This window comes from Micromonospora sp. DT47 (assembly GCF_049844475.1).
Lineage (GTDB): Bacteria > Actinomycetota > Actinomycetes > Mycobacteriales > Micromonosporaceae > Micromonospora.
On sequence record NZ_JBNCLC010000005.1, the window covers coordinates 318,538 to 341,838 of the forward strand.

The window sequence follows — 23,301 nt, forward strand, 5'->3', positions numbered from 1 at the left end:
CCAGATGGCGGATCGGGCCCGTCTAGAATGTCCACGGAACGTGCGCACCGGTCGCACAGAATGTGCGACTTCCTCACCTGGCCCGCCCGGCCGGTGCCGCCGGCCCCCTCCGTCGGGCAGAGTGGTGCGGTGACCGTTGAGGAGCTCACCCGCCCGGTGTCCCGCCGGGTCCTCGGCACCGAGACCCTGCTGGTCCTCGGCCTGTCGCTCGGCAAGTCGGCCGTCTACGCGCTGGTGTCGATCATCGCCGCGCTGAGCGCCGCCGGGCCGCTCTCCGCGCAGACCGCCGCGCTGAACACCTCCCAGTCGGCCCGGCCGTGGCTGGACCTGACGCGCCAGCTGCTCGGGATCTTCTTCGCGCTGCTGCCGGTCCTGCTCGCCGTACACCTGCTGGCGCGGGACCCGGGCGACCCGGCGCGGACGCTCGGGGTGGACCTGCGCCGGCCCGGGTCCGACCTGGCCCGCGGCGCCGGCCTCGCGGCGCTGATCGGCCTGCCCGGCCTGGCGCTGTTCTGGGCCGCCGCGCAGTTGGGCGTCAACGCCACGCTGGTGCCCGCCGGACTGCCCGACCTCTGGTGGGCGGTGCCGGTGCTGATCCTCGCCGCCGTGCAGAACGCCGTGCTGGAGGAGGTGATCGTGGTCGGCTACCTGGTGACCCGGCTGCGCCAGCTCCAGTGGCGGTTCGGCGCGGTGATCGCGGCGAGCGCGCTGCTGCGCGGCTCCTACCACCTCTACCAGGGCTTCGGCGCGTTCCTCGGCAACGCCGTGATGGGTGTCGTGTTCAGCCTCTTCTACCTGCGTACGAAGCGGGTGATGCCGCTGATCGTGGCGCACACCCTGCTCGACGTGTTCGCCTTCGTCGGCTACTCGCTGCTGCCGAAGGCGTGGTTCAGCTGGCTCTGATCGGGCGGTAGGCGGCCACCGCGCGGGCGGCGAGCCGTTCGGCGGCGGCCGCGTCCCCGGCCGCCGTGGCGAGCACCGCCGCCCCCGGCAGCAGCCGGGACGCCAGCCGCAGCGCGGCCCAGCCACCGGCCTGCACGGCCAGCGGCACCGCGAGCCGCCAGGCCGCCTCCGCCGCGCGTGGCCACGGCCGGTCCCCCGGACCGTCCGCCGCCCGGGCCGCGTCGAGGGCGGTCCGGGCGCTCGCCGCGTCCGGGTGCACCTGGGTCAGCACCAGCAGCTCCACCGCCCGGTCCGGGTGCAGCGGGTCCCGGCCGTACGCCGCCGCCAGGTGCAGCACCAGCGCGGCCTGGGTCCAGAGCACCGCCGCCAGCTCGGCCACCGGCGCGAAGAGCCCGGCCACCGCCGCGGCCGCGCCACCGGCCCCGGCCGCCCGGACGAACCGCCGGGTGGCGAGCCGGGCCAGGCCGTCGGGAGCCGCATCCGGGTACGCCTCCCGCAGCCGCCGCGCCCAGTCGCGGGCCTGCGGCCCGACCCCCTCGACGGCGGCCAGGGCGAGCAGCTCCGGCGCGAAGCCCGGGTGGGCCAGCAGCCGGGTCCGGAGCTCCACCAGGCCCAGTTCCCGGGTACGCCCCGACTCCGGCGCCCTGGTGGTCGGGGCGGCCTGGGCGGTCAGCGGCTCCGCCGGGCGGTCGGAAGGGACGACCGGCTGGACGCGGCTCGGTGCGGTGCCGACCGGCAGGCCGGCCGTTTCCGCGACGCTGCTCGGCGGAGCGGCCGCCTCGTCGACGGCGTTCGGCCTGGTGGCCGTTTCCTCGGTGCGGGCGACGGCCTTCCTCGGCGTGGCCTTCTTCGGGGGCGTCGCCTTCTTCGGTGTCGCGGCCTTCTTCGCGCCCGCGCTCCGGCTGGTCTCCCCGGCCGGGGCGGCCTTCTTCGCCGCCGTGCTCGTCCGCGTGGCCGGTGTGGCCGGGCCGATGTCCTCCACCGGTTGCCCGGTCGCGGCCGTCGCCGGGTCGCCCGAACTCACCGGACCGGTCGGCTCGGCAGCGCCTGCCGTGGCCGGAACGGGCCCCGCCACCGAGCTCTGCGACGGATCACCCGAGGCGGCCGGCGTCGGCCTGCCCGGCGGACTGGTGTCAGCGGCGGTGTCGCGCCGCGCGGTCGCAGTCGCCGTTCCGGCCGGCGGCGCGGTCTCGCTGGCCGTCTCACCCTCCGTCGCCCGTGCTCGCCGCGCCCGCGGCGTACTCCGCTTGGTCCCGGGCCCGGCCGCTCCCGTGGCGCTGGTCTCCTCGGATGCGGCGGTGGCGGCGCTGGTCTCAGCGGTGGCGGCGTTGGTTTCAGCGGCGCTGGCGTCGGCCCTGCCCCGGTCCGGCGCGCCGGCGCCGGGCCGATCCGGCCCGGACGCGACGGGGGCCGAAGAGCGGCTTGCCGGGCGGTCGGCCCCGGACTGCCGAGGCAGCACGTCGTCAGCGGTGGGTGGCCGGAACAGCACTGCGGGGGCTGCCGTCGCGGGGCGTGCCCTCCTCGTGGCCGCGGCCACGTCGGCTGGTGGTGACGCCTCCGCCGGGGTTGGCGGCGGGGTGAAGGTGGCCTTCGGGGAGCGGCCGCGCGCCTGCTCGCGCGGCGCGCGGCGGGGCGGATCGCTCGGCGGCTGCTCCTGCATGTCGATGGAGCGTAGTCGCGAACGTGACCTCGCACACGGTGGAAACACGAGGGGCCGGAGACCGGTTCTCTTCGCTGTCGGTAGTCGCTTTGCTCCCGGTGGGGCCGGACCTGTATCCTCGTCCGCGGTGGTCCGCAGGGTAGGGTCACCAGGGAGACTTCGCCTAGTCTGGTCTATGGCGCCGCACTGCTAATGCGGTTGGGGTCTTAAAGCCCCTCCCGGGTTCGAATCCCGGAGTCTCCGCGCAAAGTTGGTTGTGTAGACTGGCTGAGCACCTGCGCCCGTAGCTCAATGGATAGAGCATCTGACTACGGATCAGAAGGTTAGGGGTTCGAGTCCCTTCGGGCGCACAACGTTGAGCAGGGAAAATGCCCCTCCATCCATTGATGGAGGGGCATTTTTGCGTGCCCCCCGGGGGGCACGGACGCCGCTGGCGCCAGTTGCTCGTGACGGAGAGTCGCCAAGTGGACCGTTCCTACAGCGTGGGGGTGGTCGGACACTGGCGGCGTGCAGTTCGTGGGAGTGGTTGGACACCGGTGGCGCGCCTGCCGACGAGTCAGATGCTCGGGGGGTCGCTGCTCCAACTTGCCGTACCCCACCCTCGCCGCCGGGCGAATCGCCTCGCTGCTGCTCCGGCATGCGGAGTCTTCGCCCCAATGCCCGATCCCGTGTGGCGGGGATGCCGGACTAACCTAGGTCGACTTGGCAGTACGACGGGGTGGGGACCGAAGCTACGTGATCACCGGTGAATTGAAGAGCAAGATCGACCGCGTCTGGGATGCCTTCTGGTCGGGTGGCATCTCGAACCCGCTGGAGGTGATCGAGCAGATCACCTACCTGCTCTTCATCAAGCGGTTGGACGACCTCCACACCCTTGAGGAGAACAAGGCGAACCGGCTGGGCAAGCCGATGGAGCGCCGAATCTTCCCGGAGGGCTGCGACGACCAAGGACGCAAGTACGACGACCTGCGCTGGTCGCACTTCAAGAGCGCGGCGCCAGCCGACATGTTCGAGATCGTCGGCCAGCGGGTCTTCCCGTTCCTGCGGACGCTCGGCGGCGATGGGTCGACGTACTCGCACCACATGAAGGACGCCCGGTTCACCATCCCCAACCCGGCGCTGCTCGCCCGCGTGGTCGACATGCTCGACCACATCCCGATGGAGGACCGGGACACCAAGGGCGACCTCTACGAGTACATGCTCAGCAAGATCGCCACGGCCGGGCACAACGGACAGTTCCGCACGTCACGCCACATCATCCAGCTGATGGTCGAGATGATGGCGCCGACACCGACCGACGAGATCTGCGATCCAGCCTGCGGCACCGCGGGCTTCCTCGTCGAAGCCGGCGAGTACGTTCGTCGCACGCATTCAAACGCGCTGTTCGATGCCGTGCAGCGGAGGCACTTCCACGAGAGCATGTTCCACGGCTTCGACTTCGACAGCACGATGCTGCGGATCGGCAGCATGAACATGCTGCTGCACGGCGTGGAGAACCCGGACATCCGCTACCGCGACTCGCTCGCCGAGAACGTCAGCAATGAGTCGGAGAAGTACTCGCTGATCCTGGCCAACCCGCCGTTCGCTGGCAGCCTCGACTACGAGAGCACGTCCAAGGACCTCCAGCGGATCGTCAAGACCAAGAAGACCGAGCTGCTCTTCCTCGCGCTCTTCCTCCGGCTGCTCAAGCCCGGCGGCCGGGCGGCGGTCATCGTGCCCGAGGGCGTGCTCTTCGGATCCAGCAAGGCGCACAAGGAACTGCGCCGCATGCTCGTCGAGGACCAGAAGCTCGACGGTGTGGTCAAGCTACCGAGTGGCACCTTCAAGCCCTACTCCGGCGTCTCGACGGCGATCCTGCTGTTTACCAAGACGAACAGCGGCGGCACCGACAACGTCTGGTTCTACGAGGTGACCGCCGACGGCTGGAGCCTCGACGACAAGCGGACGCCGCTCCTGCCGGCCGAGAAGCTCGGGCCGGTGCCGGACGTGGCGTTGGTCGAGGACGAGCACGCGAAGAACAACCTTCCGGATGCCTTGGCGCGGTGGTATCGGCGTGACGGCGACGAGTTGCAGCGGACACGGACCGAGCAGAGCTTCTGCGTACCCAAGGCCGACATCGTCGAGCAGGGCTACGACCTCAGCCTCAACCGTTACAAGGAGGCCGTCCACGAGGAGATCGAGCACCGCTCGCCGCTGGACATCCTGTCCGACCTCGAACGCCTCGAATCCGAGATCCAGCAGCGCATGTCCGACCTGAAGGCGATGCTGCGGTGAAGGATTGGCGATTCGCTCAACTGGGCGACCTCTGCACTATCACGGCTGGCGGCACCCCTTCTCGTTCGAATCCGGGCTACTTCTCTGGCGATATCCCGTGGGTCAAGATCAGCGACATGCTGCAAGGCCGAGTCGTGTCGACGGAAGAGTCGATAACAGAGCTGGCGCTGAAGAACAGTACGGCGAAGCTGCTGCCGGCAGGAACAGTCCTGATCTCAATTTTCGCCACGATCGGCCGAACGGCCGTCCTTGGGGTCGACGCCACAACCAATCAGGCTATCGCGGGAATCACACCACGCGACCCGGAGGTACTCTCGCCGCTTTACCTCCGGCGCTATCTCGATAGCGTTGTCAGCACTCTAGAACGCAAGGCTAGGGGCGCCGCCCAGGTAAACATCAACTCAACAATCCTGAAGTCGTTGCCGATCCCAGTACCCTCGCAGGCGGAGCAGCAGAAGGTTGTGGAGGCGCTGGATCGGGCGGACGAGCTACGCGCCAAGCGACGCGAAGCCCTCGCCCGCCTCGACGACCTCACGCAGTCCATCTTCCTCGACATGTTCGGCCATCCAGTGAGGAACCCTCGCGCGTGGCCGATGGCGCGGATTGAAGACGTGGCAGACGTGCAAGGTGGCCTTCAACTGAGCGGCTCGCGATCGAGGCACCCTATCGAGGTGCCATATCTACGTGTTGCGAATGTCCACCGTGGCCGGCTTGACCTAACCGAAATCAAAACGCTGCGGGCCTCAGAAGCTGAAGTTTCCCGCACTTCCCTCAGGGACCAAGATCTGCTCATCGTCGAAGGTCACGGGAATCCTGAGGAAATCGGGCGGGCAGCCCTGTGGGATGGCTCCGTCAGCCCGTGCGTTCATCAAAACCACCTGATTCGGGCGAGGTTCAATCCCGCAAGCATCGTGCCCGTTTTCGCCTCGTACTACGTGAACTCGCCAGGCGGCCGCCGACACTTGCTCAGGGCAGGTAAGACCACTTCGGGACTCAACACGATCAGCGTCGCGGACGTTCGTTCCACGCCTATCGCTACGCCACCGCTCGATCTGCAACACACGTTCGCTCGTCGAGTTGCGAACGTCGAAGTGCTGAAGGCGGCGCATCGAGGAAGCCTCGCAGAGCTGGACGGGCTGTTTGCGTCGGTGCAGGACCGGGCCTTCCGGGGGTTGCTCTGACGTGGGAAGATCGAGGGCTGTCGACTGTGGGGGGTTGGCGCTCGGATGAGCAACTTTGCGTTCCTGCGGGCTGAGTGGCCCGTTCTGTTTGGCGAGGCCCTGCGGGCGGAGCGGCTGGCGGTTGCTGACCCGCGAGCTTCGTGCTTCTACGCCCGGCGGGCGCTCGAACTCGCGCTTACCTGGCTCTTCGAGGCCGACGGCACGCTCAGCAAGCCGTACAAGGACGACCTGTCGGCGATGATCCACGAGCCGTCGTTGCGCAACCTGGTGGGCAACAGCCTCCAGGCGAAGATGAACATCATCCGCAAGCAGGGCAACACGGCCGTCCACAAGGGCACGCCGGTGACGCCGAAGGAGGCGGTGCCGGTCGTCCGCGAGTTGTTCCACGTCATGTACTGGATCGCCCGGCACTACACGCGCGACCAGGCGAAGGTCCCGGCGAGCGCCCTGGCCTTCAACCCGGACCTGATCCCCAGGCCGATCCCGTCGCAGGTTCGGCAGCAGACGCAGGTCGAGCTGAAGGCGCTTGCTGACAAGCTCGCCGCTCAGGACGCGGCGCTGGCCGCCGAGCGGGAGAAGTCCGCCACTCTCGACGCCGAGTTGGCGAAGCTGCGCGCCGAGGTCGCCGCCGCGAAGGCCGCCAACGAGGCGCGCCCCGACGACCACGACTACGACGAGGCGCAGACTCGCGACCTCTACATCGACCTCATGCTGCGGGAGGCCGGCTGGCGGCTCGACCGCCCGGAGGACCGCGAGTTCGAGGTCACCGGTATGCCCAACGCCACGGGCACCGGGTATGTCGACTACGTCCTGTGGGGTGATGACGGCAAGCCGCTCGCGGTGGTCGAGGCCAAGCGCACTCGCCGGGATGCCACCGTGGGCAAGCAGCAAGCCAAGCTGTACGCCGACTGCCTGGAACAGCGGTACGGCCAGCGCCCGGTCATCTTCTACACCAATGGCTACGAGACCTGGCTCTGGGACGACACCGCCTACCCCCCGCGCCCGGTGCAGGGCTTCTACACCAAGGACGAACTCCAGCTCCTAGTCCGGCGCCGCGACACCCGCAAGCCACTCGCCAACGCGCCCATCAACCAGGAGATCGTCGAGCGGTACTACCAGAACCGGGCGATCCGGGCCATCGGCGAGGCGTTCGAGACGCAGCAGCAGCGCCAAGCGCTCGTCGTGATGGCCACCGGCGCCGGCAAGACCCGCACCGTGATCGCCCTGGTCGACATGCTGATGCGCGCCAACTGGGTCAAGCGGGTGCTGTTCCTCGCCGACCGAAACGCGCTGGTCAACCAGGCGGTCAACGCGTTCAAGGCGCACCTGCCCGACGCGGCGACGGTCAACCTGGTCACCGAGAAGAACACCGAGGGCCGGGTGTACGTCTCGACGTACCCGACCATGATGGGCCTGATCAACGAGACCGCGAGCGGCGAGCGGCGCTTCGGCCCCGGCTACTTCGACCTGGTCATCATCGACGAGGCGCACCGCTCGGTTTACCAGAAGTACCGGGCGATCTTCTCCTGGTTCGACAGCCTCCTCGTTGGGCTCACCGCGACCCCGCGCAACGAAATCGACCGCAACACCTACAGCCTGTTCAACCTCGAAGACGGCGTACCCACCGACCACTACGACCTCGACGACGCGGTCAACGAGGCCTTCCTCGTCCCGCCGCGGGCGGTCTCCGTACCGCTGAAGTTCCAGCGCGACGGCATCCGATACGACGACCTCACCGAGGAGGAGAAGGACGCCTGGGACGCCCTCGACTGGGGTGAGGACGGGCCGCCGGACAGCATCGACCCCGACGCGGTCAACAAGTGGCTGTTCAACGCCGACACCGTCGACAAGGTGCTGGAGACGTTGATGACCCACGGCCACCACGTCGCGGGCGGTGACCGGATCGGCAAGACCATCATCTTCGCCAAGAACAACGCCCACGCCGACTTCATCCAGAAGCGGTTCGACCTCGCGTACCCGATGCACCGCGGCCACCTAGCCCGGGTCATCACCCACAAGACCGAGTACGCGCAGAGCCTCATCGACGCCTTCTCGGAGAAGGAGAAGGACCCGCACATCGCGATCTCGGTGGACATGCTCGACACCGGCATCGACGTACCCGAGGTCGTCAACCTGGTCTTCTTCAAGATCGTGCGGTCGAAGTCGAAGTTCTGGCAGATGATCGGCCGTGGCACCCGGCTCTGCAAGGACCTCTACGGCCCCGGGCGGGACAAGCAAGACTTCTTCATCTTCGACTTCTGCCAGAACTTCGAGTTCTTCAACCACAACCCGAAGGCGGTGGAGGGCAAGCTGGGGGAGTCGCTGACCGAGCGGCTGTTCAAAGCCCAGCTCGAACTGATCTGGCGCCTCGACCAGCGCCTCCCTTCCGACGCCGGCGCGGAGGCGGAGGGCGACGGGACGCAGAGCGAGGCGGCGCTGCGCTGGGACCTCGCCCGCAACCTCCACCGCCGGGTGGAGAACATCCACCTCGACAACTTCGTCGTCCGCCCCAAGCGGCGCCTGGTGCAGTACTACGTCGACTTCGAGCACTGGCACCGGCTCACCCCCGAGGCCGTGGACGAGATCGGCGGCAACCTCGCCGGCCTGCCCACCGCCGTGAAGGACGAGGACGAGGCCGCCAAGCGGTTCGACCTGATGGTGCTGCGCCTCCAGCTCGGCCAGCTCGACGTGGAACCCGCCTACGACAGGCTGCGCCGGCAGGTGCAGGACATCGCCTCGACGCTGCTGGAGCAGACCAGCATCCCGGCGGTCCGCGAGCAGCAGCAGCTCCTCGACGAGGTCGCCGGCGACGAATGGTGGCAGGACGTCACCCTGCCGATGCTGGAGCTGATGCGCCGCCGCCTCCGCGGACTGGTCAAGCTGATCGAGAGGTCCAAGCGGGCCATCGTCTACACCGACTTCACCGACGAGCTCGGTCAGCCCACCGTCATCACGCTGAACGACATCAAGATCGGCACGGACTTCGAGCGGTTCCGCGCAAAGGCGCGGGTGTACCTGCGTGCCCACGAGGACCACCTGGCGCTGCAGAAGCTACGCCGCAACAAGCAGCTCTCTCCGACCGACCTCGACGAGTTGGAACGAATGCTGGCGGCCAGCGGCGGCGGCACTGAGGACATCGACGAGGCCCGCCGCTCGGCCCATGGGCTCGGCCTGTTCATCCGCTCGCTGGTCGGGCTTGACAGGGAAGCGGCCGCCGAGGCGTTCGGCGAGTTCCTCGCCGGCCGCACCCTGACCGCGAACCAGATCAACTTCGTCAACCTAATCATTGCCAACTTGACCCAAAACGGCGTCATGGAGCCCGACCGGCTCTACGAATCTCCGTTCAATGAGATCGCCCCGCTCGGGCCGGAGTCGATCTTCCCGTCCGCCGATGTGGACCAGTTGGTGGCGATCCTCAACTCAGTCCGAGACACCGCCGCCCCTGCGGCCGAAGTGGCTTAAGCCAGGCGAGGACAAGCAGCCGCTCACCTCCCTCGATTGAGTTCGATCAACGCGGCCCGGCAGCGCGCCGCGCCGGCGCGGCCCGGGCTTGCTGGCGACCTTCGGCTGGCATCAGCCGGCCCCGCCGCCACGCTGGCAGCAAACAGTGACTTTGTCCTGGTAGTTGCGGGCGGGCCGCTGAAGAATGAGACGGAAGTGGGCCGGACGGATACTCGGAGGCGACCGTGAAACTGACTCCTGAAGAGCAGTGGGCGTTGAACGCGCCGTGGACCGAATTGATCGCCCAAGGCGAGGTGGAGGTGGAGTACGAGCCTCGCCCGGTGGTGATGGTGTTCCCGGCGCGGCTCGGCCCCGCCGACGGCATGTGGGTGGCCAAGGAGGCCGACCGCCGCGGCGTCAACCCGTCGGTGGTGATCGAGTCCCTGGTGAGTCAGGCGCGTCGAGCGGCAGATAGCTCGCCAACAGATCAAGAAGCGAGCGACTGACCTGGACCAGCGGATTGATCGGTGAAGCCCGGCCAGGCGGCGGTCACGACAGGCGCCCGGCCGATCGATATATCTACATCGAACCGTGCCACTCAAGTGGCACCTTGGGGGACGGAACCGCTGTCTAGCGTCACGTTCCGTCGACACTGCTACATACCGAATCCGGACACACCCGCATAACTGCAGGTCAGGGCCACCCTATCCTTCCGACTACGGATCAGAAGGTTAGGGGTTCGAGTCCCTTCGGGCGCACAGCAGGTCAAGGGCCGGTTTCCCATCACGGGAGACCGGCCCTTGATCCGTCTGACCCCCACGGCTGACCCCTACGCCTACGCGTCGAAGAGGAAGCCGAGCCGGTCGACCGAGTCCTGCTGCACCCGGCGTGTCGCCTCCACGTAGATCGACTTGGTGACCGTAGGGGAGCTGTGCCCGAGCACGTCCTGAATCCGTTCGAGCGGCACGCCCTGGTCGTAAAGCAGCGTCGCGCACGAATGACGCAAGTCATGCACGCGAATGCGCCGGACTCCCGCCCGCTCGCACAACTGGTCGAAGTGCCGATTGATGTTGCGGGGCTCGATCGGAATGCCGATCTTCGTGGTGAACAGCAATCCATGCTCTTGCCAGCGGTCCCCGGCCGCCTCCCGCTCCGTCCGTTGCAGCGCCCGATGACCGCGCAGCACGTCGACCAGACTGAGCGGCAGAGCCACGGCCCGCTCTGAGCCGTCCGTCTTCACCGGCCCGAACCGGAGCTCACCGCCGGTGCGTTGCAGCGACTGCCGAACGCGGAGCACGTTGTCGACCAGGTCCACGTCGACCCATCGCAGCGCCAGCGCCTCACCGCGGAATCCCTCCGCTCATGCTGTCGGCGGCCCAGCTCGGCGCAGCCACAGTCCTGCTAGCCCTAGCGTTGCCATTCGCCGGGCTCGAATCACCGACATGGCGACTCGACGCCGTCGCAAGCCTGCTCGTCCTCGGCGCACTCGGCACCGGAGCCGCCTACGTCCTGAACTACCGCATCGTTGATGACGAAGGCCCGACCGCCGCATCAGTGGTCACCTACCTCCTGCCCATCGTCGCCGTGATCCTCGGATGGCTCATCCTCCACGAAGCCATCACCGCCGCGATCGCGGCCGGCATCGCGCTGGTCCTTGCCGGGGTCACCCTCACCCGGAAGCGGTCGGCCGAGAAGCGGTAGGAGCTGTGATCCGACAGCTGATGTGCGTGTCTAGTCCCACCACCTGCTTGACGAATCCGTCCCAGCACATGCACGACAGTCGGCCTTGGTTCCTCGGTCGTCCTGGTTACAGTCGGTGACATCTGAGTGCCTGCGGGCGCACTCAAACTCAGGCAGAGAACGAACCATTGCCGCCAAGACGCCATGCACGAGGGGAAGGCCGCCCAGCTCGCTGATCCCGACCCATGCGATGTCGTCATGCTCGTCAGGTGCACGGTTGGTCGGAGAGCCAACCCAGTCTCCAATTTGCCAGACGCCCACGTGAACGGCGTCCTCACCACTGCCGGCATGCAAGACGCCCAACCGTGAAGCGGACTCCGCCACAATGTGAACACCGAGCTCCTCGTGCATCTCACGCGCGAGGGCTTGTAGTTCCGACTCACCCGCTTCGACCTGCCCCCCGGGCAGATCCCAGACATCTGGGTATGCCCGTTTGGTCGGCCTGCGGTGTACTAGCAGGACCGCGCCGTTTTCAACGAGTGCGCCTGTGACGACGACATGCATGACGGGATCAGAGCACAGGGATAGGACAAGCTCGCTCCAGCCAAAGGGGACGCCCAGACGTCCGGATCTGCCGCGATCCGATCGCTACGGGGCGTGGCAGCCCATCGCCGGCGGTTCGGCCATGCCGCGATGCGCGCCCGTGTCGCGGACCGTGAAGGCTTCCGCGGCGCCCTTTGAGGATCATGTCGGGCATCAGGTGGGACGTGAGCGTCAAGCATGTCCCGTGACGGGACACACGCCTGACACGCCGCACTGCCGAATTCCGCTCTATCAGATCAAGGCGGCCCGCAAGCGGGCCGCGCCGGCCCGGCCCCGGCCTGCTGGCGACCTCCGGCCGGCATCGGCCGGGCCGGCCGGCCAGGCTGGCGGAGCACCAAGGACAGGAAGGGCTGAGGCGGGACGATCGCCGTCGGGGTGCTCTCCATCGAGGGCGGGGCGATCGCTGCCGCGCAGCAGAGCTGCTTGCCTCCGAGTCGCGTGGGCGCTGTCCGCGGTTCGATGACGACGAGGACCAGGGCGTGACCCATCCCCCCGGTGCCCGATCCTCTACGCCACCCGGCCGACGTCAAGGGCGCTGCGCGTCGGCACGCCGATGGCCTACGGCCACCCTTGACCCCGACCGCGCGCCGCAGTCCTTGGCACCTATCCGGGGGACGGGGGCAGTCTGGCGGTCACCTGCCGCGAGGGAGCCTGGACGGTCTACGACGATGCCCGACGAGGGCGTGCCTCAGGCGTGTTCCGTCCGAACAGGCGCTGCCGTCACGCTCTCTTCTGCTCGATGCGCCGGTTCTGAAGCGCATCGCGGATGGTTCGCCCGACGGGCGAGGGTTCGTTGTCAGCCACGGTGAGGTCGAAGGGCCGGCGTTCGAAGGCCGGCGGCGGTGGCAGCGCCGGCTGCCCGAGGAAGCGAGGTCTACGGCCGTGGTTCGGCTGCGCCGCATGCACCAGGAACGGGTGGCAAACGTAAACGTCTCCGGGACCACCAGTGGCGAGGGACACCGGCCGATGCGCCGAGGCTGCGTCGACCTGCGGGCTCAGCCGATTCCCATGCTCCCCTCGTTCGCCGTAGGGCAGCAGCACCGGCGGCACGTCCCAGTGCGACCCGACCCTGATCCGCGTCGGCGCATCACCCTCGTCCACCTCGGTGAAGAGGAACAGCATGAGCAGCACTCGCGCCCTGGAGTGGATGTTCGTCCAGTAGCCGGCGGTTCCTGGAACTTCATAGCTGCCCTCGATGTGCCAACCTGCGTCCGGCGGCTCCACCAGGTGCGGGAACCGCAAAGGAAACGACCCGATCGAGTCCCGCGCGGCCCACCGGCCCGGCCCCACCAGCGCATCGAACGCGTCGTGCAGGACTGGGGCGTTCACGGCCTGAACGAATGGCTCCTGGCTCATACCCCCAACCCAGACGACCGGCTGCGTCCATGTCGACGGGTCGTCGGGTTCTGCACCCGTCTCGGCCCACAGCAGGTCAACACACGCGTCGATCACATCGTGCGGCACCGCCTGGTCAAGCTTGACGAACCCATCCTCGACGAAACGCTGAACGAGAGCTGCATCCATGCGGTGACCATCGTGGATCGACAGCAGCGGCTCAAGCCATTTAGCGCACGCCCCCCGAACCCGGTCCTACAGCCTGCGGTTTCAATGCCAGCGACGCATACAGCCATCCGTACAGCCAAAGCCCCACACTCATGCCGACGTTGCCCGACAATCACGGACGGGCTGACCAGGGGTACCGCCGCGCGACCATTCAGCGCTGATCTTCTTCTAATCCCCAGGCCGCCGCCGCTCGTCCAAGGCGGTGAGCAGGTCCTTCTCGTGTCGCGCGACCAGTTCGTGGTCCGCCCCCGCCCAGGCGATCGCCCACTCGGCGTGGCGCCGCCGCTCTGGGGTGTGTCGGGGGTTGCGCAGGTTCGCTTCCTCCGCCTCGGCGACCTCGGTCTGCCTGCGCACGATGGCCCGAATCAGCGACTCGGGCTCAATGTCGCCGTATCCGTCGCGTAGCTCACGAAGGTGGCGGGCCTGGCCCTCTATCGGTACGTGGCCCTGCGATTGAATGCACCAGGTCCACGCCATGTAGCCGAGGTCATCGAGTCGATCGCCAGGGCGGCATGAATCCCAGTCGATGAAGGCGACCGGAAGGCCACCCTGAAAGATCGTGTTGAAGGGACCCGGATCACCGTGGATGACGTAGCCGGGCAGTGCCTGGTCGACCGCCCGGAGATAGTCCTGCGTCAGCTCCTCGATCACGGCGATGACCATAGCAACTCGACGCCTACGCCCCGGCGTTTCGGCCAGCTCGAGGACAACCGTTTGTGGCTGGTGCGGCGGCTCCTTCTCTGGAAGACTGCGAGCGCCTGCAGGCCGGTGCCATCGGCTGCGGTCTTCTACATCCCTTATAACGGGGGTTTCATTGCCACTCCGCCGCTCGGCGGTGGCTGCGCTCGCATTGGCCGTCACCGGGGCGATCGTCCCCAGCGGTTACTTCGCCTACGCCGCGCAGTCACCCGACCACACGTTCAGTGCCAAGCAGCTGCCGCGCCCGGAACGCTCGCGTGACGTGAAGGAACGCGACTTCGACCCGAACGCCGTCCTGGTTCGCTTCAAGCCCGACGCCACCAGGTCGGCGAAGGACCGCGTCCTGTCCCGCCGTGACGTCCGAGCCTCGTCCGAGGTCGCCGGGACCCGCTGGGTCAAGGTGCGCGGCGAGGGCTCCGCCGTCGACCTGATGCGCACCCTGCGCACGGACCCGGCGGTCGCCAGCGTCAGCCTCGACTACAAGCGCAAGGCCACCGTCGCACCGAACGATCCGGGGTACGTCTACGGTGACCAGTCCTACCTGAACACTGTGCGGCTGCCGCAGGCCTGGGACCGGACCAAGGGTTCCACCAGCCAGATCATCGCGGTGGTCGACACCGGGGTGAACACCGCCCACCCGGACCTGACCGGGCGGACGGTGGCCGGTTACAACGCCATCACCCCGGGCACTTCGCCGGCCGACAACAACGGCCACGGCACGATGGTGGCCGGCATCGCGGCAGCCAACACCAACAACGGCATCGGCGTCGCGGGCGCCGCGTGGACCGCCCGGATCATGCCGGTCAAGGTCCTCGGCTCGGACGGCTCCGGGTACGACTCGGACGTCGCCGAGGGCGTCAGCTGGGCCGCCGACCACGGTGCCAGGATCATCAACATGTCGCTCGGCGGCGAGTACGACAGCGTCGCCCTGCACGACGCCATCGTGTACGCGTCCGGCAAGGGCGCCGTGATCGTGGTGGCCGCCGGCAACGACGGCGACGGGCGGGCCCAGTACCCGGCGGCGTACCCCGAGGTCATCTCGGTTGCCGCCACCGACGCCGCCGGCAAGCTCACCGACTTCAGCTCGTACGGCGACTGGATCGACGTGGCCGCCCCCGGCGCCGGCATCGTCTCCACCGGCCTCGGCTCCGACTACTACATCGGCGACGGCACCTCGTTCTCCGCCCCGATCGTCTCGGGCACCGCGGCGCTGGTCCGCACGCTCTACCCGTCGCTGACCCCGGCCCAGGTGCTCGACCAGATTCGGAAGAACGCCCGCGACGCCGGCCCGCGCGGCATCGACCCGTACTACGGCTGGGGCGTCCTTGACGCGTACGCCGCGGTCGGCGGCACCTGGGCGCCGGAGTTCCCGGCCCCGTCCCTCGGTGCGAACGAGCCCAACGACGTGCCGGCCCGGGCGACCGCGCTCGGAGCCTCGGCCACCGGCACCATCGGCGCCGAGGGCGACGTCGACTGGTACAGGTTCTCCGTCGACGGGCTCAAGGCCGTCAACGTGACGGTGACCCCGCCCGCGTACGACGAGACCCGGTCGCAGAACGTCGACCCGGTCCTCGCCGTCTACGACAGCAACCTGCGCCTGGTCGGCGAGTCCGACGCGTACGCGGCCGGCAGTCCCGAGAAGGTCTCCGGCAAGATCGAGGCTGGCACCTACTACGTCTCGGTGCGCAACTACAACGGCGCCCTCGACACCCGGTCCTACACCCTGTCGCTGGCCAGCGCCACCGCGCCGATGTTCGGGCCGTACCAGGCGAAGACGACCGGGTCGTGGCCGAGCACCGTGGCCATCGGCGATCTTACCGGCGACGGCCGCAACGACGTGGTGATGGCGACCGGTTTCTACTTCGACGCCGTCAACGACTACAAGCTCTTCGTCTACGCCCAGAAGTCGGATGGCACCCTCGACGTGCCGGTTAAGTACGCCACCGGCCTGAAGTACGGGGACGCAGCCGCCCTCGCCGTGCTCGACGCGAACGGTGACGGCAAGCAGGATGTCGCCCTGACCAGCAGCGCGGGTGTGGAGCTCTTCCGGCAAACCGACAGCGGCACGCTGGAGTCGACCGGCACGATCGATGGCACCGCCGACAGCTCCGCCATCACCGCCGCCGACATGGACGGCGACGGCGACACCGACCTGGTGGTCACCAGCGCCGGAATCAAGCTGCTGACCCAGGAGGCGGACCACACCTTCACCGTTTCGACGGTGGCGGCTGAGGCCAGCCCGGAGCTGGAGGTCGGCGACGCCGACGGCGACGGCCGCATGGACGTGGTGGGCTTCCTGGACAAGACCGTGCGGGTCTGGCACCGCACCGACGCCGGCTGGAACCGCACCGACCACCTGGTCTACTCCGGCACCTGGGGCATCGAGGGGATCGAGGTCGCCGACGTCTCCAACGACGGTCGCGCCGACATCGTCACCACGCTGTACCTGAACACGCCGGCCGCCAACGTCGCCGTCCTGTGGCAGAACGCGGACGGCACCCTGGCCGGGCCCCAGCTGTTCCCGTCCGGCGACCTGCCCGAGCCGGTCGAGTCCGCCGACGTGAACGGCGATGGCCGCAACGACGTGGTGACGCTGCAGAGCACCTCGGTCGCCGTCCTCCCGCAGCAGGCGGACGGTTCGTTCGGTGCGCCGGGCTTCTCCGACATGGGGTACGCCACGCACACCAGCCCGCAGGGCATGGCCCTCGGCGACATCGACGGCGACAACAAGATCGACGTCGTCACCGCCAACTACAACTACGGCCTGGTCCTGGCCTACAACGGCGCCAAGCCGAGCCCGGTGGGCGAGCAGCGCTGGGTGCAGGGCGTGTCTCCGGCCGACTTCGGCACCGGCGTGCCGGTCGCGGCCAAGCCGACCGTGACCTTCGCCCGGGACGTGGACCCGGCCTCGGTGACCTCGTCCACCGTGCGGCTGGTCAACGGCAAGACCGGGGCGGCCGTGGCTGCGGACCTGTCGGTCAGCGGCAGCACCGTGACCGTGAGCCCGACCGCGGCGTTGCAGGACAACACGTCGTACCGGATCACCGTGAACGGCCTCAAGGACAGCTCGGGCGCCGCGCAGGCGGAGAAGTTCAGCAGCACCTTCCGTACGGTGAACGTCGCGCCGCCCGCGGTCGGCAACCTGAGGGCCGTGGGCTGGGTCCAGGCCGCCACGCTGGCGTGGACCCTGCCGGCCATCACCGACCTGGACCAGGTCATCGTGCGGTCCGCCGCCGGCACCACCGCGCCGTCCTCGCCCAGCACGGGCACCGCGGTGTACGCGGGCACCGGCACCTCGGTCACCGCCACCGGTCTGGTCGCCGGTACCACCTACACCTTCCGGGTGTGGGTGCGCGACCGCTCCGGCCTGCTCAGCTCGGGTCCGACGGTCACGCTGCTCGGCACCGGCGCCACCATCAGCAGCAACGTCACCGCGTTGACCTACGGCGGCACGGTGACCCTGACCGGCACGCTGACCCGCAAGGACAACGGCGCCGGTCTCGCCGGTCAGCCCGTGCAGGTGTACGGCAAGTACAAGGGCGCTTCCTCGTTCACGCTGATGGCCACCGTGACCAGCGGCACCTACGGGGCGCTCAAATACAGCCACAAGCCGGCCAAGGGCATCAGCTACGAGTGGATCTACCGCGGTTCTTCCACGTACACCGGCACCGTCAGCAGTGTGCGGACGGTGACCGTGGCGACGGCGGTGAGCGCGACGCTGTCGAAGACCTCGTTCGCCCTCGGCGGCACCGTGGCCCTCTACGGTTCGGTCTCGCCCAGCCACGCCGGGCAGACGGTCTACCTGCAGCGCCTGGTCAGCGGTTCGTGGCAGAACGTCACGAGCAAGACGCTCACGTCGTCGAGCACGTACGCGTTCTACCTCAAGCCGGCCAGCAGGGGCACGTACTACTACCGGGTGTACAAGCCCGCCGACACCGACCACGCCGGGGGCTTGAGCCCCTGGCGGAGCTTCAAGGTCTACTGACCTCGTCGGCAGCTTCCGACCGGCTCCCCCGTCCGACCGCGGCGGGGGAGCCGCGTCTTTCCGCCACTACGAAGCGAGCCCGAGCACGACAGCTTCCGCGAATCTGCTCACACCCATCGTGCACCAGCGCGGGCCATCCACGGGCCAGTAGTCGTGAGGCCGAGCGGTCACGAGCGGGCATGAGAGGTCGACGCGCCTGACGGTGGCAGCAGGCGTTTCGGGCATCACGACCACCTGAACGCACTCTTCCAAACTGACGGTGCTCTAAGGTTCGGCCATGCCTGATGACCACAAGGACGCCCAGCTCTGGCAGCTCCGTCAAGGTGGGGAGGTCGTCGCCCAGATTCGCGCGCACGGCGTCGATCAGCCGTGGTTTGCAGGGCAGTTCGAACCAGAACCGGGCTTTGCCGAGCTAGCGCCGCTCTTCCAGCGCGAGGTCGAGCTGGTGGACTCGGCCGGCGACCTGGACGTTGACGCCTGGGAGGCGGTCCAGGCTCAGATCTGCCAGACGGTCGCTTTGGTCAAGCCGGACGGCCAGGAGGTCGCCGACTTCATCCTTCACATTCGTGGCGGTGAGGCGTCGTTCCGGTGGAGTGACGAACCGCTCGACGAGTAGGACGCCGCCTGGCTGTACAGCCATCAGTACAGCCAAGCCGGCCGACACGGGCCGGGGGAGAGCTACACCGGCCGACGACTCGCGCAGGTCAGCGGGACCGGCCGACGCCGGCCGACAGCGTCTTGATCTTTGCAAAGCAGGGGTCAGGTCAGCGGCGACTGCGTCGCGCGCCGTCGCCGCAGCTCCAGGAGCCACTCGCGTACCTGCTCGTCGTTGTGAAGGTAGCCGTTGTTCGGTGCTGCAGGTAGGTCGATGCCGAAGAGTCTGTTCAGTGCCCACCAGCGCAGGTCATCCCAACGGAGCTCGTCATCGGTGACCCACCGCGCAGCCCACCGGTCAGCGTCATCTCGACTAATATGACCTTCCGCAACAGCAGCAAAACGCTCCTCGATCTCGTCTAGGTCTGGCTGCCCTCCGCCGCTCATGGCCGCGATCGTACTGGCGATGGGGTTGTGCCCGATCAAGCCGGCAGATGGGAGCCACAGATGGGAGCCACCGGGGCGGACGGGACCGGACGGGACCGAACCGATGGAGTTGCCGAGCCGCCGAGGACCAGGGCGAGGTGAACCGCACCAGATGGCCTTGACGTGGTCTTGGGAATCTACTGATCAAATGGCGGCGCCGCCCTGCATCAGTCCTAATCTAGTCCTCAAGAGGCTGGATCGCGACCACCGACACTGAGAGATGCCGAGAGGGATTTTCGCAGGCCAGGCGGGGCTCGGGCAGGTAGACCGACGTGGGCAACTTGATCTCGTAATGCGCCGATCACGGCACTACACCGGGCGAAGTACGCGCGCCTTTGCGCGCCGAGCCTATTCTGCGCTCATGCGACGCATCCGTGATCTCCAGCTCGTGAACCGGCTGGGAACGACGTACCTGGTCGTGTTCACCGTCGCGGCGGCAATCGGGGCGTTGGGGGAACAACCTGGTTCCGAGGCGACGTTGTGGCGCTTCCCGGCACCCTGCTGTGGTCCGCTGCCCTCGTGGTGGCCTCGCTGGTGACCGCGCCCGCATGGCCTCCCCGCATGGTCCTGCTGGTCGCGGCTTGGGTGGTCGGCGCTCTTCTCATGTTCATGTCCGCCATGGGACTGTCGTCAACAGTGCTCGCGCAGCGCGGTGAACAGGTCGAAGCCACTGTCATTTCCCTGCGGGACGGCACGGAAAAGGGTCGCCACATCTACTACACCCTCGCGGATCCGGACGGTCGGCGTATCTCGGGAGAGTTGGGAACATGGCCCGGAAGCACCGTTGGCGCCTCGGATAATCCAGAAGGGAGAGTGGGCCAATCTGTCACGGTAATCCGAGATCCCAAGGGCTTGGTCGATCCGCGCCTGCCCGAGGAGGTCGACGCCGAGGCCACATGGATCGCCTGGCTATTTTTCTTTGTCGTTACCGCCGTGCTGTGCGCCCTGGCGGGACGGCCGCGTGTCGCTAGGCGGGGTTGGCAGGGGTGGCGTCGAGCTGAGGCTCACGCGGGGCGCGTGGAGTTGATCCGCCACCACCTCACCCGTCCGGACGAGTGGTGGCAGAACGCCGATCGCGAACAGCGCGCGGCGTACGTGCAAGATCTGCTCGCGCCGCTGCGGCCTTCGGACAAGCTGCTTGCGGAGCTGACGTCGACGATTGGAGGCGTAGTGACAGCAACGGATGACAGCAACGGAGATGGACGGGACGAGGCAGAAGTGGACAAGTGAGGGGCTGCCAACAGCAGTTGCCGACCATGCTGCACCGAGCCGGACATTCTCGCCCAGGCTACGGATCAGAAGGTTAGGGGTTCGAGTCCCTTCGAGCGCACAGCGGTTGAGCAGGGAAAACGTCCTTCTGGTCATCGAGAATGAGCGACCAGAGGGGCGTTTTCATGCATCCATGGATGCACGCCCCGCCGCTGGGGCTGCTTGATCGCAACGGAGAGTCGCCGAGGGCAGCCTCTTGCGATGGTCGACCTACCCGGCGGCTAGGCCCTGGGGCGATGGCTGCCGCGCAACAGAGCCCCTTGTCTCCGGATCTCGTGGGCACCCCCCGCTCAGCGGCAGCGCACATCTACTCGCGCCGTGCCGGAGTGCCCTGACGGGCCGGATCCGCAGGATCCTGCAGCAAGACCCTGGGCCGAAGGCGCGAGGAGCGGTCGTGGAATCGACGCGGAGCCGGTTGGCGACGCTGTTTGTTCTCGCCGTGCTGCCGCCGGTGGCCGAGGCCGGCCTGCTGGTGGACATCGGCCTGTACGCATTAGCGCAGTTCCAGCGTGAGCAGCGGCTCAGCAAACACAGGCGCTGGTGCGCCGGGGTCTGCGGCAACAGCCTGCTCCAGTCGGCGGAAGCCGGCCTCCAGTTCGTCGGGACTGAGCTGGGCGAAGAACGAGAGGGTGCGCAGGCGCAGCCGTTCGAGCATGTCGCCGCAGGTGCCCAAGGACGGCTCGGTGACCGTGCCGAAGCTGGCAACGCGCCAGCCGACCGACGTGAACGTCGCGATGACCTCGTGCAGCGGCTGAAACAGCGAGGCGTCCACCTCGTAACCGCGGGGGAAGTACTCCAGCCACCACGGCCGGGGATGGTGGTCGCTGAAATTCGCGCGCAGTAGCAGCCGCCCGCCGGGCCGGAGCACCCTGGCCAGCTCCCGGGCTGCCCGGGGCTTGTCCTGGACGTGGTGCCAGGACAAGAACATGAGAGCGTAGTCGGCGCTGCCGGACGGCACTGGCATGTCCTCGGCGGTGCCTGCCAGATACCGCACACCGGGATGCTGGGACTGCGTCTGCGCAACCTCGCGCATGCGGAACGACGGCTCGACGCCGGTGACTGGCCCGAACGCTCCTGCCAGCGCGGGGGTGAACCTGCCGGTCCCTGAGCCGACGTCCAGCCCCGCCAGCGGACGCCGCTCGGGCAGTACCGCTTCAAAGGCGCCGATCCATACATGCAGTTGCTGCTGGGTGAGCGCGCGGCCGCGCGCGTAGTCCTGGTACTGCTCCGTGTCGTAGTCGATCGACCTCATCGCACCTCCCGAGTTAGCCGGGCGACCGCAAGCGCCGTCCCGATATATCACGCCGATACATCGGGACGATATTCGTCGTCGCGTCACCCCACAAGGTGCCTGTGCGACCGGAGCTTCACCGACGACCCGCCCGACAAGATCTGCGGGCTACTGGCCACGGCGCAGGAGGCGTCACCGAGCGACAGCTCGCGAAGCTCAACGCCTACCTGCGGGCTGCGACCCCGGCAGGGAGGTCACCGTCGCCCTGGTCGCGCTACCAGCAGCTGCATTCGGCCCCGCGCCGCCAAGAGCACCCCCGGCCACGAGATCGTCGAGCAGGTCATCGTCTCGTTCCCGAGCTACCCGATCTCCGAAGTCGCCCGGCTCGGCTGGATCCTGCGCGCCTGGCGTCAGCAGGTGCTCGCGTACTCGTCGCCGACGGGTCAAGGCCCTGCCGGCAACGACCCAACCATGCCCAATGACGAAGAGCCCCTTTACGCGGCCCGGACGGCACGCACATCGAGTGCTCCAGCGCGACTCACTCGACGTGCCGGACGGCGAGGGCTGACCGGACGGGTGCGACGCCGGGTGCCGGCTATGCCGTCGCCGACGACGCGCACGCTCGGCTGCGGCGCATGCGTGACGCAGGCGACCGACTCGCCAACATCGAGTTCGTCACGTGCCCCCGATGCATGCAATCACTCACCACAAGACCTGTCCCAGGCGGCACATGCCGGGTCTGCCTGCAGCACGACCCCGTCACCGCGGACCTCGAGGCCGACCAGTACGAGCAACGGCAGCTCACCGATCAACTGCGGGAGATGGATGACCGACTGGCAGTCATCGCCGACCAGCTCGTCAGCGCCAACGACGCCGTCGTGGACCGTGAGGCGCTGGTCAAGAGCCCTGTCCGTCGACATCGAACACCGCACGTCGCAGCGCGTGACACCGCGCCTGCAAGCCTTCACGGATGTCTCCAACCGGCTGGCGTACGCACAGGCTCGCCAGCGTGAGCTCGAGACTGTCCTGAGGCAGTGGGACCGCGTTGACGATCTCGCAGCGGCCGAGGATCGGCTCCGCGCCGAACGCGACAGTGTTCGAGCCGAGTTCGAACGCCTGGAGAACGCCATTGAAACGCGTCGCCGCGGAATTCTTGATGAACTCAACGCCGAGTTCAGTCGCGCCATCCGCAGCATCGGCGTACCCAGCATCGAAACAACTCAGATCCACCCCACGAATTATCTGCCGATGTTAAATGGAAAGCCATTCCACAAGGCGAGCAGAGGCGGCGGCATCATCACCGCCACGCAGATCGCATACTGGACTTCGATACTGTGTGTTGTCGTCACACGCGGCGACACTTACTATCCGTCGTTCCTGCTTATCGACAGTCCTCGCATGGCATTGAACTCCGCCACTGACATCTCTGCAGCCCTATACCGTCGGCTGCGAGACCTCGCCAGCGCGCTGCCGGGCAAGCTGCAGCTGATCGTCGCGGACAACCAACTGCCCGACTCAGTCCAGCGAGACTTCGCCGAGTTGGACTTCGACTATGACCGTCCGACGGTGGCGACCGTCGACCACCCGGGCCCTGCAGCCGTTGAAACGATCGAAAACTGCGATGACCTGCCATAACAGCGTGATGACTGCAGTCGTTGGAAGCCGATGACCGGGGCGGGTGCTGCTGAGGCGGCCGGAGGTGGTGCGCCTTCCGGCCCGGACTCGATCTTCC

17 protein-coding genes and 2 tRNA genes are annotated in these 23,301 nt (G+C 67.9%); 12 read left to right on the plus strand and 7 right to left on the minus strand.

Going from position 1 to position 23,301, the window contains the following annotated elements; genetic code table 11:
• Positions 1–129: 129 nt before the first annotated feature.
• Positions 130–903, plus strand: a complete 774-nt coding sequence (locus ACLQ2U_RS10985; RefSeq protein ID WP_425750473.1) for a CPBP family intramembrane glutamic endopeptidase — start codon at positions 130–132, stop codon at positions 901–903.
• On the opposite strand, the gene ACLQ2U_RS10990 is transcribed toward ACLQ2U_RS10985, so the two are convergent.
• Positions 890–1,927, minus strand: coding sequence for a hypothetical protein (locus ACLQ2U_RS10990; protein ID WP_425750474.1), 1,038 nt, complete (start codon positions 1,925–1,927; stop codon positions 890–892). The genes ACLQ2U_RS10985 and ACLQ2U_RS10990 overlap by 14 nt on opposite strands.
• Positions 1,928–2,715: 788 nt before the next feature.
• Between ACLQ2U_RS10990 and ACLQ2U_RS10995 the strand changes: the two genes are divergently transcribed.
• The 6 genes from ACLQ2U_RS10995 to ACLQ2U_RS11020 all read left to right on the plus strand — a co-directional run bounded on the left by ACLQ2U_RS10995 (position 2,716) and on the right by ACLQ2U_RS11020 (position 9,965).
• Positions 2,716–2,806 (plus strand) — tRNA-Ser (locus tag ACLQ2U_RS10995).
• Between the two features lie 34 nt (positions 2,807–2,840).
• Positions 2,841–2,913 (plus strand) — tRNA-Arg (locus ACLQ2U_RS11000).
• Positions 2,914–3,298: 385 nt separating this feature from the next.
• Positions 3,299–4,837, plus strand: a complete 1,539-nt coding sequence (locus tag ACLQ2U_RS11005) for a type I restriction-modification system subunit M (protein WP_425750475.1) — start codon at positions 3,299–3,301, stop codon at positions 4,835–4,837.
• Entirely contained in the window at positions 4,834–6,018 is a 1,185-nt protein-coding gene (locus ACLQ2U_RS11010) for a restriction endonuclease subunit S (protein ID WP_425750476.1), read from the plus strand. Before ACLQ2U_RS11005 ends, ACLQ2U_RS11010 begins: the two co-directional genes overlap by 4 nt.
• A gap of 45 nt (positions 6,019–6,063) precedes the next feature.
• Complete coding sequence (locus tag ACLQ2U_RS11015; protein WP_425750477.1) at positions 6,064–9,480, plus strand: DEAD/DEAH box helicase family protein; 3,417 nt, start codon at positions 6,064–6,066, stop codon at positions 9,478–9,480.
• Positions 9,481–9,704: 224 nt separating this feature from the next.
• Complete coding sequence (locus ACLQ2U_RS11020; RefSeq protein WP_425750478.1) at positions 9,705–9,965, plus strand: hypothetical protein; 261 nt, start codon at positions 9,705–9,707, stop codon at positions 9,963–9,965.
• Between the two features lie 329 nt (positions 9,966–10,294).
• Here ACLQ2U_RS11020 and ACLQ2U_RS11025 read toward each other — a convergent pair whose 3' ends face one another.
• A complete protein-coding gene (locus tag ACLQ2U_RS11025; protein ID WP_425750518.1) occupies positions 10,295–10,795 on the minus strand; it encodes a site-specific integrase in 501 nt (166 codons plus the stop codon).
• 14 nt (positions 10,796–10,809) lie between these two features.
• Here ACLQ2U_RS11025 and ACLQ2U_RS11030 point away from each other — a divergent pair, with 14 nt between their 5' ends.
• Positions 10,810–11,160, plus strand: coding sequence for an EamA family transporter (locus tag ACLQ2U_RS11030; protein ID WP_425750519.1), 351 nt, complete (start codon positions 10,810–10,812; stop codon positions 11,158–11,160).
• Positions 11,161–11,190: 30 nt separating this feature from the next.
• Here ACLQ2U_RS11030 and ACLQ2U_RS11035 read toward each other — a convergent pair whose 3' ends face one another.
• The 3 genes from ACLQ2U_RS11035 to ACLQ2U_RS11045 form a co-directional block, all read right to left on the minus strand.
• Positions 11,191–11,703, minus strand: a complete 513-nt coding sequence (locus ACLQ2U_RS11035; protein ID WP_425750479.1) for an NUDIX domain-containing protein — start codon at positions 11,701–11,703, stop codon at positions 11,191–11,193.
• Positions 11,704–12,462: 759 nt separating this feature from the next.
• Positions 12,463–13,266 (minus strand): phytanoyl-CoA dioxygenase, encoded by an 804-nt coding sequence (locus ACLQ2U_RS11040; RefSeq protein ID WP_425750480.1) that lies wholly within the window; start codon positions 13,264–13,266, stop codon positions 12,463–12,465.
• Between the two features lie 207 nt (positions 13,267–13,473).
• A complete protein-coding gene (locus ACLQ2U_RS11045) occupies positions 13,474–13,956 on the minus strand; it encodes a phosphotransferase (protein ID WP_425750481.1) in 483 nt (160 codons plus the stop codon).
• A gap of 184 nt (positions 13,957–14,140) precedes the next feature.
• Here ACLQ2U_RS11045 and ACLQ2U_RS11050 point away from each other — a divergent pair, with 184 nt between their 5' ends.
• Positions 14,141–17,989: a S8 family serine peptidase gene (locus ACLQ2U_RS11050; protein ID WP_425750482.1), complete on the plus strand. Its 3,849-nt coding sequence runs from the start codon at positions 14,141–14,143 to the stop codon at positions 17,987–17,989.
• Between the two features lie 277 nt (positions 17,990–18,266).
• Positions 18,267–18,605 carry a hypothetical protein gene (locus tag ACLQ2U_RS11055; protein ID WP_425750483.1) on the plus strand — a complete coding sequence of 113 codons (339 nt, stop codon included), beginning with the start codon at positions 18,267–18,269 and terminating at the stop codon, positions 18,603–18,605.
• Between the two features lie 143 nt (positions 18,606–18,748).
• Here ACLQ2U_RS11055 and ACLQ2U_RS11060 read toward each other — a convergent pair whose 3' ends face one another.
• The gene (locus ACLQ2U_RS11060; RefSeq protein WP_425750484.1) at positions 18,749–19,030 is read right to left on the minus strand and encodes a hypothetical protein; all 282 of its coding nucleotides are present in this window, start codon (positions 19,028–19,030) and stop codon (positions 18,749–18,751) included.
• A 600-nt stretch (positions 19,031–19,630) separates the two neighbouring features.
• Here ACLQ2U_RS11060 and ACLQ2U_RS11065 point away from each other — a divergent pair.
• Entirely contained in the window at positions 19,631–20,299 is a 669-nt protein-coding gene (locus tag ACLQ2U_RS11065; protein WP_425750485.1) for a hypothetical protein, read from the plus strand.
• A gap of 532 nt (positions 20,300–20,831) precedes the next feature.
• Here the strand turns inward: ACLQ2U_RS11065 and ACLQ2U_RS11070 are convergent.
• Positions 20,832–21,590, minus strand: a complete 759-nt coding sequence (locus ACLQ2U_RS11070; protein ID WP_425750486.1) for a class I SAM-dependent methyltransferase — start codon at positions 21,588–21,590, stop codon at positions 20,832–20,834.
• 804 nt (positions 21,591–22,394) lie between these two features.
• Between ACLQ2U_RS11070 and ACLQ2U_RS11075 the strand changes: the two genes are divergently transcribed.
• Positions 22,395–23,204: a hypothetical protein gene (locus tag ACLQ2U_RS11075; protein WP_425750487.1), complete on the plus strand. Its 810-nt coding sequence runs from the start codon at positions 22,395–22,397 to the stop codon at positions 23,202–23,204.
• The last annotated feature ends 97 nt before the right edge of the window (positions 23,205–23,301 follow it).

What these genes read in the sequence shown, in the direction of transcription:
- ACLQ2U_RS11065 (WP_425750485.1), top strand. Translation starts at nt 19,631, where the DNA reads ATGGTCCTGCTGGTCGCGGCTTGGGTGGTCGGCGCTCTTCTCATGTTC.
- ACLQ2U_RS11035 (WP_425750479.1), bottom strand. Translation starts at nt 11,703, where the DNA reads ATGCATGTCGTCGTCACAGGCGCACTCGTTGAAAACGGCGCGGTCCTG.
- ACLQ2U_RS11070 (WP_425750486.1), bottom strand. Translation starts at nt 21,590, where the DNA reads ATGAGGTCGATCGACTACGACACGGAGCAGTACCAGGACTACGCGCGC.
- ACLQ2U_RS11075 (WP_425750487.1), top strand. Translation starts at nt 22,395, where the DNA reads ATGACCGACTGGCAGTCATCGCCGACCAGCTCGTCAGCGCCAACGACG.
- ACLQ2U_RS11015 (WP_425750477.1), top strand. Translation starts at nt 6,064, where the DNA reads ATGAGCAACTTTGCGTTCCTGCGGGCTGAGTGGCCCGTTCTGTTTGGC.
- ACLQ2U_RS11055 (WP_425750483.1), top strand. Translation starts at nt 18,267, where the DNA reads ATGCCTGATGACCACAAGGACGCCCAGCTCTGGCAGCTCCGTCAAGGT.
- ACLQ2U_RS11060 (WP_425750484.1), bottom strand. Translation starts at nt 19,030, where the DNA reads ATGAGCGGCGGAGGGCAGCCAGACCTAGACGAGATCGAGGAGCGTTTT.
- ACLQ2U_RS11040 (WP_425750480.1), bottom strand. Translation starts at nt 13,266, where the DNA reads ATGGATGCAGCTCTCGTTCAGCGTTTCGTCGAGGATGGGTTCGTCAAG.